Annotated in this window: 13 protein-coding genes; 6 read left to right on the forward strand and 7 right to left on the reverse strand. The window is 69.3% G+C overall.

Going from position 1 to position 13075, the window contains the following annotated elements:
* Positions 1 to 10 precede the first annotated feature (10 nt).
* The 6 genes from AC07NG_RS07340 to AC07NG_RS07365 are packed head-to-tail and all read right to left on the reverse strand — an operon-like array spanning position 11 to position 7412.
* Positions 11 to 502, reverse strand: a complete 492-nt coding sequence (locus AC07NG_RS07340; protein WP_494593010.1) for a flavin reductase family protein — start codon at positions 500 to 502, stop codon at positions 11 to 13.
* On the reverse strand, positions 502 to 1887 hold the full coding sequence (locus tag AC07NG_RS07345; protein WP_494593012.1) for a zinc-binding metallopeptidase family protein: 1386 nt from the start codon (positions 1885 to 1887) through the stop codon (positions 502 to 504). The genes AC07NG_RS07340 and AC07NG_RS07345 overlap by 1 nt, the downstream gene beginning before the upstream one ends.
* The gene (locus tag AC07NG_RS07350; protein ID WP_492854409.1) at positions 1887 to 2519 is read right to left on the reverse strand and encodes a cysteine hydrolase family protein; all 633 of its coding nucleotides are present in this window, start codon (positions 2517 to 2519) and stop codon (positions 1887 to 1889) included. The genes AC07NG_RS07345 and AC07NG_RS07350 overlap by 1 nt, the downstream gene beginning before the upstream one ends.
* Entirely contained in the window at positions 2516 to 3580 is a 1065-nt protein-coding gene (locus AC07NG_RS07355; RefSeq protein ID WP_494593014.1) for an LLM class flavin-dependent oxidoreductase, read from the reverse strand. Before AC07NG_RS07355 ends, AC07NG_RS07350 begins: the two co-directional genes overlap by 4 nt.
* A gap of 15 nt (positions 3581 to 3595) precedes the next feature.
* Complete coding sequence (locus AC07NG_RS07360; protein ID WP_494593016.1) at positions 3596 to 4960, reverse strand: MFS transporter; 1365 nt, start codon at positions 4958 to 4960, stop codon at positions 3596 to 3598.
* A 49-nt stretch (positions 4961 to 5009) separates the two neighbouring features.
* A complete protein-coding gene (locus AC07NG_RS07365; RefSeq protein ID WP_494593018.1) occupies positions 5010 to 7412 on the reverse strand; it encodes a TonB-dependent siderophore receptor in 2403 nt (800 codons plus the stop codon).
* Positions 7413 to 7806: 394 nt separating this feature from the next.
* On the opposite strand from AC07NG_RS07365, the gene AC07NG_RS07370 reads away from it, so the two are divergent.
* Genes AC07NG_RS07370 through AC07NG_RS07385 form a run of 4 tightly spaced genes read left to right on the forward strand, consistent with a single transcriptional unit; the run spans position 7807 to position 11401 of the window.
* Positions 7807 to 8292, forward strand: a complete 486-nt coding sequence (locus AC07NG_RS07370; protein WP_492854404.1) for a hypothetical protein — start codon at positions 7807 to 7809, stop codon at positions 8290 to 8292.
* 10 nt (positions 8293 to 8302) lie between these two features.
* Positions 8303 to 8878 carry a PspA/IM30 family protein gene (locus tag AC07NG_RS07375; protein WP_494593020.1) on the forward strand — a complete coding sequence of 192 codons (576 nt, stop codon included), beginning with the start codon at positions 8303 to 8305 and terminating at the stop codon, positions 8876 to 8878.
* A gap of 5 nt (positions 8879 to 8883) precedes the next feature.
* The gene (locus AC07NG_RS07380; protein WP_110119208.1) at positions 8884 to 9498 is read left to right on the forward strand and encodes a YqiJ family protein; all 615 of its coding nucleotides are present in this window, start codon (positions 8884 to 8886) and stop codon (positions 9496 to 9498) included.
* A gap of 46 nt (positions 9499 to 9544) precedes the next feature.
* Positions 9545 to 11401: a flotillin family protein gene (locus AC07NG_RS07385; RefSeq protein ID WP_494593023.1), complete on the forward strand. Its 1857-nt coding sequence runs from the start codon at positions 9545 to 9547 to the stop codon at positions 11399 to 11401.
* A 146-nt stretch (positions 11402 to 11547) separates the two neighbouring features.
* Here AC07NG_RS07385 and AC07NG_RS07390 read toward each other — a convergent pair whose 3' ends face one another.
* Positions 11548 to 11748, reverse strand: coding sequence for a KTSC domain-containing protein (locus AC07NG_RS07390; protein WP_110119204.1), 201 nt, complete (start codon positions 11746 to 11748; stop codon positions 11548 to 11550).
* A gap of 174 nt (positions 11749 to 11922) precedes the next feature.
* Between AC07NG_RS07390 and AC07NG_RS07395 the strand changes: the two genes are divergently transcribed.
* Together AC07NG_RS07395 and AC07NG_RS07400 are read left to right on the forward strand one after the other, a co-directional pair.
* Complete coding sequence (locus AC07NG_RS07395) at positions 11923 to 12327, forward strand: MAPEG family protein (protein WP_494593025.1); 405 nt, start codon at positions 11923 to 11925, stop codon at positions 12325 to 12327.
* Positions 12328 to 12343: 16 nt separating this feature from the next.
* Entirely contained in the window at positions 12344 to 13021 is a 678-nt protein-coding gene (locus tag AC07NG_RS07400; protein ID WP_494593027.1) for a LysE family translocator, read from the forward strand.
* The last annotated feature ends 54 nt before the right edge of the window (positions 13022 to 13075 follow it).

Consider the following 13075-nt stretch of genomic DNA (forward strand, 5'->3'; position numbering starts at 1 on the left):
GGGACTTCTCTCAAGCTTTCAGAAACTGGCCGCGCACGTAGACGAGCGGCGGCTTGGACTCGTCGATGCGGACGGAAACCACCCGGCCGACGAGGATCTCGTGGTCGCCGCCGTCGTGGGCGGCGTGCAGTTCGCATTCGACCGCCGCCACCCCGCCGGCCAGCACCGGGGCGGCGGTGGCGCCGGCCTCCAGGGCGGCCAGGGCGAAGCGGTCGTCGCAACCCGACCTGGCGAAGGCGTAGGCCAGCTCGCCCTGGTCGGCGGCCAGGATGTTGACGCAGAACACCCCGGCCTCGCGCACGGCCGCCAGGGTGCGGCTCTCGCGCTTGAGGCAGGCCAGCACCAGCGGCGGGTCCATCGACAGCGACGAAAACGCGCTGACCGTCGTGCCCGACAGCTGTCCGTCCAGCGCCGTGGTCACCACCGTCACGCCGGCCGCGAAGCCGCCCATGGCCTTGCGGAACAGGGCGGGATCGGCGTCCGTGGCCAGGGCCGCGCCCATCACTCGCCCCCGAACGGGTTGTCGCCATAGACCGGCGGGGCGCGGTTGGCCGCCTCGCCCGTCTCGGCCCGGCCGCAGACGGCCAGCGCCGTCAGGGCGTAGACCAGGGCGCTGTCCACCAGGTCCTTCGGCGTCGGCCGCCAGCGGGCGAAGCCGGTGGTGATGGCCGGGATGCGGTGCATGTTGAAGACGTTGTGGTCGCGCCACATGCTCGAATAGACCGGCGCGGCCTTGGCGACCGGATGGCCCAGCGACAGCTGGGTGGCGACGTCCACGGCCCCGACCAGCGGGGCCACCTCGGCGGCGTCGGCCTCGAAGCCGTGGCGCACGACCACCGGCTCGATCTCGATCCCGGCGATGCCCGTCTTGCGCGCCATGGCCTCCAGCGAGTGCTGGATGTCGGCCACGCGCTGGCGGGGATTGAGGCCCACTTCCAGATAGAGGTTCACCCGCTCGGTGCCCGCGCCGAAGGCGTAGGGAATGCCGCCGCGGATCGAGGCCAGTTGCGACTTCGGCTGGGCCGTGCCGCCGGGGCTCTCGTAGAGGCTGGCCTTCTCCCACTCGCCGCTCCAGGCGTGGATCGCCTCGGTCAGCTTGCCGATCTTGTAGAGCGGGTTGGGATGCTCGGCGGCCGTGGCCGGGTGGGTCAGCAGCGGGGTGAACACCCCCTCGCCCCAGACCGTGATCCGAAACACCGCATAGCCGCAGCCGACCCAGGTCAGGCCGAAGTCGCAGCCCTCGGCGGCGATGGCGTAGTCGGGGGCGACGCCGCCGTGGTGGAACAGGTAGTGGGCGCCGATGTCCTTGCCCATATAGGCGATCCCGCGATGCTCCTCGATCGGCTCGGGGCCGATCTCGCCGGGACAGGCGGTGAGATACATCTTGCCGGCCAGGTCGTAGCCGGCCGCCTTCAGCGCCTTGGCGGCGATCAGGAAGCAGGCCATCGGCCCGCGGTCGTTGGCGATCGGATAGCCGTAGAGCTTGCCGTCCTCCAGCCAGCACTTCTCCCACTCGGGATTGGCCAGGGTCGAGGTGCTGTACTTGTAGGCGTCGAGATCGGGGTTCCAGGTCGGCGCCTCGGTGTCGAGGTGGGCGGTGAACAGCAGGTTCTTTCCGACACCCTTGCCGCCGTGCGTGCCGATGACGTTGGGACGCTCCGGGGTCGCCCCGACCTTGCGCGGCGAGAAGCCCTCGCGCGCCATCCAGTCGTAGACGTAGGTGGCGACCTCCAGCTCCTTGCCCGAGGGGGCGGGAATGTTGCCCAGGGTCAGGGCCAGCTCGACGATCTCGCTTTCGCTGATCGCGGCGGCGATGGCGGCGCGGTCGGCTTTCGTGACCGTGTAGGGCGCGGCGACGCCCGGGATGTTGGCGAACCCGTCGGCCATCACGCGGCCTCCTTCCAGGCTTTGGCGACCTCGACGCTGTCGGTGAGGATCGCGGTGTTCAGCGCCATGGTCTTCAGAGCCACCTCGTGCAGGTCAGGCTCGTAGGCCGCGCAGGCGTCGGCGGCGACGAAGACGTGGTAGTCGAGGTCGAAGGCGTCGGCGGCGGTGGCGGCCACGCAGCACTCGGTGGTCAGGCCGCAGACCACGAGCGTATCGACGCCCATGGCCTTCAGGCGGGCGTCCAGGTCCGTGCCGACGAAGCCGCTGTAGCGGGTCTTGGCCACCACCAGCTCCCCCTGCGCGGGCTGGGGACCATAGAAGGCGCTGCCCGGCTGGCCCGCGCGGCACAGGGCCGCCTCGCTGTCGGGATCGCCGCCGCGACGGCGCATGCGCTCGTTCCACGACGGGCTGTCGGTGTCGGGCGAAGTGAACAGGCCGACGAACACCACCGGCACGCCGGCTTCGCGCGCGACCGCGACCAGGGCCGCCGCCGCGTCCACGGCCGGCGCGGCCATGCCCATGTCGACGCCGTACTGCCCCAGCAGGCCGTCCGGCGAGGCGAAGTCGACCTGGATGTCGATCACCGCCAGCGCCGTGCGGCCGGGCGCGATCCAGCCTGCGAAGTCGCTCACGAGAACACCGAGCGCAGGCCCGGCAGGATCTCCGAGCCGAACATCGCAAGGCCTTCCACATAGTCCGGGAAGATCAGCATCAGCCCGTCCAGTTCGCAGTCGGTGACGAAGGCCTGGACCTGCTCGGCGCAGGTGGCGGGCGAGCCGACCACGGTGTGGGTCATGAAGGCGCCCTGCTGGGCCGCGACGCTCGACAGCTTCTCGGCCGGCACGCCCCAGCTTTCCAGCATGGCCAGGATGGCGCCCATGTCGGCCCCGTCCTTGTAGCGCTGGACCAGGGCCTCGGCGCCGGCGTCGCTCTCGGCGTGGACGACGGTGCACATGGCGTAGGTCTTGATGGTCTTGCCCATGCCTTGCGCGGCCAGTTTCGCCCGGCGGCTGGCGTCGCGGCGCTCTTCCGGCGTGCGGCCGCCGATGAAGCAGACGTCGGCCTCGCGCACCGAGAACTGGAAGCCCCGGTCGCTCATGCCCGCGCAGACCAGCTCCGGACGCGGCCGGCTCAGCGGCTTGGGCTTGGACTGGCAGTCCTTCATCGTGAAGAACCGGCCGTCGAAATCGACGCTGTCCTCGCTCCACAGCCGCTTGACGATCTGGGTCCATTCCTCGGTCAGGACGTAGCGGTCGTCGTGGGTCAGGGCGTCGTCCCAGGCGCCCATCTGCGCGAACTCGCCGCGATAGGCCCCGGCGACGATGTTGAGGCCGGCGCGGCCGCCGCTGATGTGGTCGAGGGTGGCGATCATCTTGGCCGCCACGGCCGGGTTCTGCAGCAGCGGGTGGATGGTGGCCCAGATGCGGACGTTCTTGGTGGCCTCGGCGATGCCGGCCATCATCGTCACCGACTCCAGGGCCGTGCCCCAGTGGTCGGTCTCGCCGCCGAAGCCGCGGAACTTGCCCATCGACATGACGAAGTCCATGCCGACCTGGTCGGCGGCGACGGCCGCGGCCTTGTTGCTCTGGTAGAGGCCGTCGAGGGTGGGCGTGGTCTTGGAGATGATCCAGCCGCCGTTGGCCACCGGCAGGAAGACTCCGAAGTCCTTGTGCTTGGAGGGGCTGTGGAACATGGCGGACATCCTTGATTACGCGGCGTCTTGCAGAAGGGTGGGAACGGGCTCGCCGATCGGCTCGGCCTCGGCGGCCTTGCGCGGCGGGCGCATGAACAGGGCGGCGACGAAGATCACGCCGATCACCGCGGCGAAGACCTGGAAGGCCGGAGCGAAACCGCCCAGCTGGTCGCGCATGAAGCCGCCGATCGCCGGGCCCAGGGCCGAGGCCGCGCCCGCCAGGCAGACCAGCGAGAAGAGCTCGAGATTGTTCTTCCGGCCGTAGTAGTTGAGCAGCAGGATGCTGACGGCCAGCACGGTCATGCCAAAGCCGATGCCCACCCCGACGGCGAACAGCATCATCAGCGGCCAGGTCGTGGCGTGGGTCAGGGCCAGCAGGCCGACGGCCATGACGCCTTGCGCGCCCGCCAGCAGCCAGCGCGGGTCGATACGGTCGCCGACCAGGCCACCGCCCAGGCGCGCGGCCACCTGCATCAGGGATTCCAGGCTGATCGCCGAGATGGCGATGGTCATCGGCACGCCCAGCTCGCCGAAGTGGCTGGGAGCGAGGCTCACGGCGGTGACCCCGCCCAGCAGGTGGGCGAAATAGGCCGCCAGGATCACCCAGAACTGCGGGGTGCGGACGGCCTCTTTCACGGTCCAGTCGACGGCGGTGCGGTAGACGCGGGTGTTGGCCGGCGCGTTCTCGACGTCCGCGGCGACGGCCTTGTCGGTCTCGGCGGCGGCGGCGTCCAGCCAGGCCTTGCCGCCCACAAGCGCGGTGCACAGCACGCCGACGACCAGCGAGGCGGCCGCCTGCATCCACCAGTAGGGCCGCCAGGCGCCGCCGGCGATCTCCATGCCCGACAGGGCCATCCACGGCCCGACCACTCCGCCCAGCGAGCCGACGGTGAAATAGATCCCGAACGGCAGGGCGCGCTTCTTGAACAGCATGCCCAGCACGTGGGTGCCGGGGATCAGGGCCATCATCTGGTAGCCGACGCCCAGCAGCGCCGTGCCGAACAGATAGACGCCAAGGCCCGGCGTCGCCGCCAGGCAGGTGAAGCCCGCCACCATCACCGCCGAGCCGGCCAGGATGGTCGGCCGCACGCCGAGCTTGCGGATCAGCAGGGCCGGCAGCCACGACGAGCCGCCGCAGAACGCCCCCAGCAGGGTGAAGCCGGTGAAGGCCGGGCCGAAGCCCCAGCCCTGCTCCTTGATCATCGCCGGCAGCACCACCCCCAGCGACGAGAAGGTCGAGGCGGTGATCAGAAACAACAGCAGGGCGAAGACCGACAGGATCAGCCAGGCGCGCCAGGGGGAAGTCGACATCGCAGGGCTCCAAACTCTTTTGTTGGTCGCGTGACGGGCGCCAAAACCGCTGACACTTTTGGCTGTCACGCTCGCGTAGGAGCGACGCGCCCGTTGCAGCGAGCGCGCCGCAGGGGAACTAGAACTTCCGGGACAGGGTCACCCGCCACTCGCGGCCCTTGGAGGGCAGCGCGCCGAGGTTGGCGTAGGTGTCGGCGTCGGGGGTGAAGTAGAGCTTGTCGAACAGGTTATCGACGTTGAGCGTGGCCGTGTACGGACCGTACTCGTAGTAGGCGCTGGCGTTGGCCACGGCGTAAGCCGGATAGACCACCGCGCCCGGCAGCACGCCCGAGGTCTTGGTCACGTGCGTCACGCCCAGCGTGCCGCCGACCTTGCCCCAGTCGTAGGCGTCCGACGTGTAGGAGCCGTACAGGCTGACCACCGACTTGGGGATCAGGGTGTAGTCGTAGTCGCCGGTCCCGACGACGCTGCTGTAACTCCAGACCACATACGAGCCGCCGAAGCCGTTGGCGCCCGAGACGCCCGCGGCCCAGGCCGGGATGTACTGGAACGAGGTGTCCGGGCCCTTGACCGAGGTGTGCTGGCTGTTGCCCGAGAAGGTGAAGCTGAAGTGCTCCGAAGCGAGGTAGCGCACTTCCAGTTCGACGCCCTTGGCGCGGGTGCCGGTGACCGTGCCGGCGATGCCGGTCAGCTGGGTGCGGTTCTGGCGGTAACCGGCCAGGGAGCCAACCAGCGTGCCGTTCAGCCACTGGAACTTGACGCCGGTCTCGGCCAGGTCGCCGTCCGACAGCCACGTGCCGTTGTTGACCAGCCCCGGCGCGATGTCGCCCGCCTGGCTCATCTCCAGCGACGAGGTCTCGGCGTAGGTGATGTAGGGCATCAGGCCCAGCGGCAGCTTGTAGGTGGCGCTGGCGGTGTAGGTCCACTTGCCCTTCGACGCCTTCTGCACGCCGGCGATCGTGTAGGACAGGTAGCCGGTGTCGTTGGAGGTGACGTCGTAGTCGTCGTAGCGGCCGCCAACCATCAGGTTCAGCTTGCCGCCGATCATGATGTCGCTGGTGAAGAAGACGCCGACGTCGCTCCACTGGCTGGAATTGTCGTTCTCCCACTGCACGCCGTCGCCGGCGTTGAACGGGCTGCCCAGGATGTCGGTGGCGGTGGCCCCGTAGGAGAGATCGCGGCGGTCCAGCGCGATCATGCCGCTGTTGTAGCTTTCGCGGCGGCGGCCGTCGAAGTCGCGGTAGGAGGCGCCGACGAACGACTTGGTCTCGACCGCGCCGTCCAGGAAGTCGTGGTCGATGTTGTAGGTCAGGCGGGCTTCCCAGACCTTGCTGTCGAACCAGGCCGGATAGCCGTAGGACGAGAAGCGCTTGTTCTCGAGGTCGTCGTAGAACAGCTGCAGCTTGATCGAGCTGTCGGCGCTGAGGTCCTTGGCCAGGTCCCAGTAGAAGGTGTTGGTGCGGGTCTTCGAGAAGTCGGCCGACGAGACATAGACCGTGCGCGGCGACAGCTTGGTCGTGCCCACGCCGGTGTCCAGCGTGTGCAGGGCGTCGCTGGCCGGGTAGCCGTAATAGGCCAGGTACATCGACGCGGCGTAGGGGTAGTAGCCGATCTCGTTCGGCGTCAGGCGGCCGTTGCCGTCGCTGTCGGTCAGGCTGGTGTCGCGGCCGGTGATGTAGGTGCCGTTGTCGATCAGGCTTTGCGTCAGGCGGTTCCAGCCGGCCGTCTGCACGTCGCCGTCGGAGTGGTAGAGCATCGCGCCCATGGCGGTGCTCCAGCCGTTGCCCAGGTCGAAGTCGGCCGAGATCTCGCCCGTCTGACGCTTGGGATAAATGCCGTGGTAGTAGCTGTGGCTGTCCTCGGCCTCGCCGTAGAGATAGACGCCGCCGACCACGTCGCCGAACGACACCGGCAGGCCGACCTGGGCCGTGGCGTTCTTGCGATTGTAGCTGCCGTAGGTGGCCGTCACCTCGCCGGTGGGCTCCGACAGATAGCCGCCTTCGTTCTTGCCCGACTTCGGAATGAAGTTCAGCAGGCCGCCCACCTTGCCAGGACCGTAGATCGGGGTCGGCGGACCACGCACGACCTGGATCTGCTCGGCGGCCCCGATCGGGGTGGAGTAGGTGCCGCGGTTCTCGACGCGCTTGAAGCCGCGGAAGTAGTTCTCGGCCAGGGTGCCGCGAATGTTGAGCGAGCCGGGCACGCCGTAGAAGCTGGCGGTGTAGGTGCCGGGCGAGACGGCGGTCAGGCCGTCGATGGTCTCGATGCCGTAGCGCTGCAGGGTCAGGTCGGAGACGAAGCTGGCCGAGCGCGGCGTCTCGATCAGCGGCTTGTCGAGACCGAACACGGTGTTGTTCGGCTGCTTCTCGATCAGGCCGGCCTTGTCGCGGGCCTTGACGACGATCTCGTCGACGGCGTCCGGCGCGGCGACAGGATCGGGCTCGGCCGCGTGAGCGGCGCCGGCCAGAGCGAGCAGAACGGCGGCGGAGCAGCCCGCCAGCAACATCCGTTGGTTCGACATGACGTCCTCGTTCGAGGCCGTCGCACCTTCCGCCCTCGGCGGTTATCCCCAGGGGCGACACCTCTTGGAGAAACCATCGCCTCACCGGTTCCGGACGTCCGGCGCGGCATCTGTAATTTCACTCAAAATGTTCGGGTCGCCCAGGATTTGCCCCGCCCTGCGCGGCTTTCGCCCACGGCGGGACCAGAAAACTTGATCCAGGGCGAACGAGACCGAGACTCAAGCGGCCTTGAAGCCAGGCCTTGGCGATCCGATCTACCGGTCGCTCCCCACGGCGCGGGTGGAGCCTGACGAAAATGTAATCTGCGGGCGAACGGCTCAGCTGTTTACAAACGTCTTACAACGCACCACGTTTCTATCCATGGTCGCGCTGAACACACCCCTGAGCGTCAGGTTGTCCGAGGAGGACGCCCTTTTCCTCGCCGGTCTCGAACTGGAGGGCGCGGTGACGGCCAGCGACAAGGTGCGCGGCCTGATCCGCCAGGCCCGCCAGCGCGCCCAGACGCCCGCGACCTGGGACGCGGCCCTGGCCGCCGCCCACGACATCGCCGCCCCGGCCCTGAAGGCCCTGCGCGCGGCCGAGCTGGCCAGCGACCGCCATTCCACCGTCGCCTTGGCCCTGACCACTGCCGTCGAGGAGCTGCTGGCCGTGCTGCTGGCCGCGCCCGCCGAACTGGCCGGCGGCGATCCCGAACGGCTGGCCCGGCACGAGGCGCGTCTCGTCGACGCCGCCGCCCGCCTGACCGAGCAGATGCTGCGCTGGGGCGTCACGCCCAGCGCCCCCGCCTACGATCCCACGATCGTCTCCCGCCGCGTCGCCGCCCTGGGCGAGCTGACCCGCCTGATCACCGCCGCGGCCGACCGCCCGGCGAGCGCCTGACGAGGACCCGATGGCAGATTCCCTTCGCGCCCGGGTGGGCCGCATCGTCAGCGGCGGAGCCCACGCCCTGATCGACGCCCTGGAAGAGGTGATGCCCGACGCGCTGGGCCAGCAGGCCCTGCGCGAGGTCGACCAGGCCGTCGACGAGGTGCGCGCCGAGCTCGGCCGCGCCATCGCCGCCCGGCACCTCGCCGCCAAGCGCCTGACCGAGCAGTCCAGCCGTCACGACGACCTGTCGGCCCAGATCGAACTGGCCCTCTCGCAGGACCGCGAGGACCTGGTCCGCGCCGCCCTCGAACACCAGCTGGACATCGAGGCCCAGGTTCCGGTGCTGGAGACCGCCGTCGCCGACGCCGCCCAGCGCCAGGCCGAGCTGGAAGGCTATCTGGCCGCCCTGCAGGCCACCCGCCGCGAGATGGCCGAGGACCTGACCGACCTGTCGGCCGCCCGCGCCAAGGCGCCCAAGCCGCCGACCGATGGCGAACTGGCCCGGGGCGCCAAGCTGTCGGAGCTGGAACGCCTGACCCGCCGCCACCGGGTGGAGGAGCGCCTGGCCGCCCTACGCGCCGCCAGGCAGGAGGGCTGACCGCGATGTGGAGCTTCCTCGCCGCCGACGGCAACACCCTGTTCCTGGCCGCCCTGCTGCTGATGCTGCTGATCGGCGCCGTCGAGGCCGCCGGCCTCGGCGCGGGCCTCGGTCATGACGGCCTCGACGGGCACGACCTGGATCATCCCTCGCTGCTGGGCTGGCTGAACGTCGGCCGCCTGCCGCTCTTGATGATCATCGTCGTCTTCCTGTTCGCCTTCGGGACGCTCGGCCTGGTGCTGCAACAGCTGATCGCCGGCGTGTTCAAACACCCCGCCCCGATCTGGATCGCCGGGCCGCTGGCCGGTGCCGTCGCCCTGCCCTTCACCCGGGTGCTGGGGCGCCTGCTGGCCCGCATCCTGCCCGGCGACGAGACCACCGCCGTCTCGCGCGAGACCCTGGTCGGGCGCGTGGCGACCATCGTCACCGGCCAGGCCAAGGTTGGCTCGCCGGCCCAGGCCCGGGTGCGCGACGCCCACGGCCAGGCCCACTACGTGATGGTCGAGCCCGACGAGGACGGCGAGACCTTCGACCAGGGGACCAGCGTCATCATCGTCCGCAACGCCGGGGCCAGGTTCCTGGCCATCCGCAACGAAAGCGACGCCCTGCGCGAGCGCTGATCCCTTCCTCCCTTTTTCGCTTATCCAAACTTCGGGGGTTACCCACATGCCTGCCTTGATCGAAATCGGCGTCATCGCCGGCGGCAGCCTGCTCGGCCTGCTGATCCTGGGCCTGATCCTGGCCCGCCTCTACAAGCGCGCCTCCAAGGAGACGTCCTTCGTCCGCACCGGGTTCGGCGGCGAGAAGGTGGTGATGAACGGCGGAGCGCTGATCCTGCCGGTGTTCCACGAGACCATCCCCGTCAACATGAACACCCTGCGCCTGGCCGTGGCCCGCAGCGCCGAGCAGGCCCTGATCACCAAGGACCGCATGCGCGTCGACGTGCTGGCCGAGTTCTACGTGCGGGTGCAGCCCAGCGCCGAGGCCATCGCCAGCGCCGCCCAGACGCTTGGCCAGCGCACCATGCATCCCGAGCAGCTGAAGGACCTGGTCGAGGGCAAGTTCGTCGACGCCCTGCGCTCGGTGGCCGCCGAACTGACCATGACCGAGCTGCACGAGCAGCGCACCCACTTCGTCCAGAAGGTGCAGCAGGTCTCGTCGGAAGACCTGCTGAAGAACGGCCTGGAGCTTGAGACCGTGTCGCTGACGGGCCTCGACCAGACCGCCATGGAATACTTCAACCCCTCGAACGCCTTCGACGCCGAGGGCCTGACCCGGCTGACCGAGGAGATCGAACTGCGCAAGAAGCTGCGCAACGACATCGAGCAGGACACCCAGGTGCAGATCCGCACCAAGAACCTGGAGGCCCAGCGCCGCACGCTGGAGATCAGCCGCGACGAGGAATACGCCAAGCTCGAGCAGGAGCGTGAGCTGGCCATCCGCCGCGCCGCCCAGGCCGCCGAGGTCTCGCAGAAGGAAGCCGAGAAGTCGCGCGAAGCCGAAGGCGCCAAGATCGCCGCCCAGCAGCAGATTGAGACCGCCAAGATCGAGGCCGACCGGGCCGTGGCCCAGCAACGCATCGCCGTGGAGCAGGAGCTGGGCGAGCGCGAGATCGCCAAGGAACGCGCCGTCGAGACCCAGACCATCGAAAAGGCCAAGGCCATCGAGCTGTCCGAGCAGGACCGCGCCATCGCCGTCGCCGAGAAGTCGCGCGCCCAGTCCGAGGCCCAGGCCGACGCCGACAAGGCGCTGGCCCTCGCCGTCGCCGCCGAGGAACAGGTCAAGACCGTCCGCGAACGCGAAGCCGCCGACCGCCAGAAGATCATCGAGCTGATCGAGGCGACCAAGGAAGCCGAGCGCGAGGCCATCGCCGTCAAGGTCGCCGCCGAGGCCGAGAAGACCGCCGCCGCCGACCGGGCCGAGGCCCTGCGCGAGGAAGCCAAGGGCGCGGCCGACAAGACCCGCATCGGCGCCGAAGCCGAGGCCCAGGCCGTTCGCCTGTCCGCCGAGGCCGCCCGCGTCCGCTACGCCGTCGACGCCTCGGGTCAGGAGGCCCTGAACAAGGCCGCCAACCTGCTGTCGGCCGACCAGGTAGCCATGGCCATCCGCATCAAGCTGATCGAGAACCTCGACCGGATCATCGCCGAGTCGGTGAAGCCGCTGGAGGCGATCGACTCCATCCGCATCGTCCAGGTCGACGGCCTGAACGGCGCGACCAGCGGCGCGGCCAACGACTCCGGCGGCGGTTCGAACGGCGGCGGCAACCTGGCCGACCAGGTGGTCAGCGGCGCCCTGCGCTATCGGGCCCAGGCCCCGCTGCTCGACCAGCTGATGGCCGAGGTCGGCCTGAACGGCGGCGCTCTGTCGGGCCTGACCGCCCCGCTCTCCGAGACCCCGGCGCTGACGGCCGTGGTCGAGGAGGCTCCGGCGCCCCGTCGCGGCAAGAAGGCCAAGCCCGTCGCGATCGCCGCGCCGGTCGAGGTGGAAGAGGTCGAAGCGGAGGAAGAGGACGAGGAGGCGTAAGGGCGCCTCTCAGTCCGACACATCAGAAGCCATCGCCCGGGAAACTCGGCGATGGCTTTTTTGTTTGGAGACCCTCCCCGCTCTTCATCCCGGCCGAAGCGCAGCGCTTTTCGGGATGACGACCGAGTGGGATGTGGAAAGAGCGCTCAGATGCGGTTGTACGGATACCGGTCCCGGATCATCCGCTGGAAGAACCGCCCCTTCGACCGCGATCGCGTGAAGGCGGCCGTCACCCGTTCGGGCACCCCGACATAGACGTACTCGTCGCCGTCGATGAAGGTGACGATCAGCTTGCCGTGTTCGGGCTCGTAGTCGATCGCTCGGATCGCGGTGGAATTCACGAGCATGCGCGAGACCTTTCCTGAGAAGGGTTCGGACGGGTGTCTTCGAAGCTGAAAGCGCATGGACGCGGCGGCCGGTTCCGCCTTGGCCCTCACGGCTTTGAGCTTCAACCCTGAATACGCTTAAGCTCCCCTCGCGCGGGCCGCCTTGAGCCGCGTCAAAAAGGGGAAGAACACGCCATGCAAACCCACGCCCTGGTCGCCATCGTCACGCTGGCCGCCCTGATCTGCTACATCTGGATGATCCTGCGGGTGGGCGGCGCGCGTCGCCGCACCGGCATCCAGGCCCCGGCCATGACCGGCGATCCCGACCTCGAACGCCATGTGCGGGTGCAGGCCAACACCCTGGAATGGCTACCGATCTTCCTGCCGTCGCTGTGGCTGTTCGCGATCTACTGGAACGACCTGTTCGCCGCCGCGGCGGGCGTGGTGTGGATCCTCGGCCGGATCATCTATGCGCTCAGCTACACGGCCGATCCCAAGAAGCGCGGCCTCGGCTTCGCCATCCAGGGCCTGGCGACCTTCGCCCTGCTGCTGGGCGCGCTGGGCCGCGTGATCTGGGTGGCGGTTACGGTGGGGCTCTGACGACGCGCCTCCCGGGATGACGCGGCGGCGGCGAAGTTCTATAGCCCCGCTCATGGTCCTGCCCGTCGATCCCGCCCGCTACAGCGCCTTCCTGGCGGCCATGTTCGTCATGGCCATCACGCCGGGCCCGGCCAACCTGTTCGCCATCGCCACCGGCATGGAGAAGGGCAAGGGCGCGGCGCTGCTGGGCGTGGTGGGGATGAACAGCGCCAGCCTGTGCTGGTTCGTGGCCGCGGCCCTGGGCCTGGGGGCGCTGATCGCCGCCTTCCCCGCCGCCTTCCACGTGCTGGCCATGGCGGGCGCGGCCTATCTGGTCTGGCTGGGGATCAAGTCGATCATCGGCGCCCTGAAGCCGGCCGCCGGCGAGGGCGCGGCCCTGGCGGCGGTGCGGACCTCGACCGGCCGCTCGGCTTTCCGCGACGGCTTCACCGTGCAGATCGCCAATCCGAAGATCCTGGTGTTCTTCGCCGGCGTGCTGCCGCCGTTCATCGACATCCACCGCCCACTGGTCCCGCAGCTGATCATGTTCGCCTGCGCCACCATCGGCATGGACCTGATCAGCATGAGCGCCTACGGCCTGGGCGGAGCGGCCCTGGCCACGCGGATGAACGAGCCGTCCTTCCGCAAGGGTTTCGGCCTAGTGGTGGGGGCGCTGCTGATCGGCGCGGCCTGCCTGATCGTCCTTCGCGGATAGGGCCGCGGGTAAGCCCCTTTTTTCGCTTTTGGAAACGGATCGCCTTGGCGAAAC

It is taken from the genome of Caulobacter sp. GW821-FHT10C03, from assembly GCF_059415485.1.

What these genes read in the sequence shown, in the direction of transcription:
- AC07NG_RS07340 (WP_494593010.1), bottom strand. Translation starts at nt 502, where the DNA reads ATGGGCGCGGCCCTGGCCACGGACGCCGATCCCGCCCTGTTCCGCAAG.
- AC07NG_RS07345 (WP_494593012.1), bottom strand. Translation starts at nt 1,887, where the DNA reads ATGGCCGACGGGTTCGCCAACATCCCGGGCGTCGCCGCGCCCTACACG.
- AC07NG_RS07355 (WP_494593014.1), bottom strand. Translation starts at nt 3,580, where the DNA reads ATGTTCCACAGCCCCTCCAAGCACAAGGACTTCGGAGTCTTCCTGCCG.
- AC07NG_RS07365 (WP_494593018.1), bottom strand. Translation starts at nt 7,412, where the DNA reads ATGTCGAACCAACGGATGTTGCTGGCGGGCTGCTCCGCCGCCGTTCTG.
- AC07NG_RS07375 (WP_494593020.1), top strand. Translation starts at nt 8,303, where the DNA reads ATGGCAGATTCCCTTCGCGCCCGGGTGGGCCGCATCGTCAGCGGCGGA.
- AC07NG_RS07380 (WP_110119208.1), top strand. Translation starts at nt 8,884, where the DNA reads ATGTGGAGCTTCCTCGCCGCCGACGGCAACACCCTGTTCCTGGCCGCC.
- AC07NG_RS07385 (WP_494593023.1), top strand. Translation starts at nt 9,545, where the DNA reads ATGCCTGCCTTGATCGAAATCGGCGTCATCGCCGGCGGCAGCCTGCTC.
- AC07NG_RS07390 (WP_110119204.1), bottom strand. Translation starts at nt 11,748, where the DNA reads ATGCTCGTGAATTCCACCGCGATCCGAGCGATCGACTACGAGCCCGAA.
- AC07NG_RS07395 (WP_494593025.1), top strand. Translation starts at nt 11,923, where the DNA reads ATGCAAACCCACGCCCTGGTCGCCATCGTCACGCTGGCCGCCCTGATC.
- AC07NG_RS07400 (WP_494593027.1), top strand. Translation starts at nt 12,344, where the DNA reads ATGACGCGGCGGCGGCGAAGTTCTATAGCCCCGCTCATGGTCCTGCCC.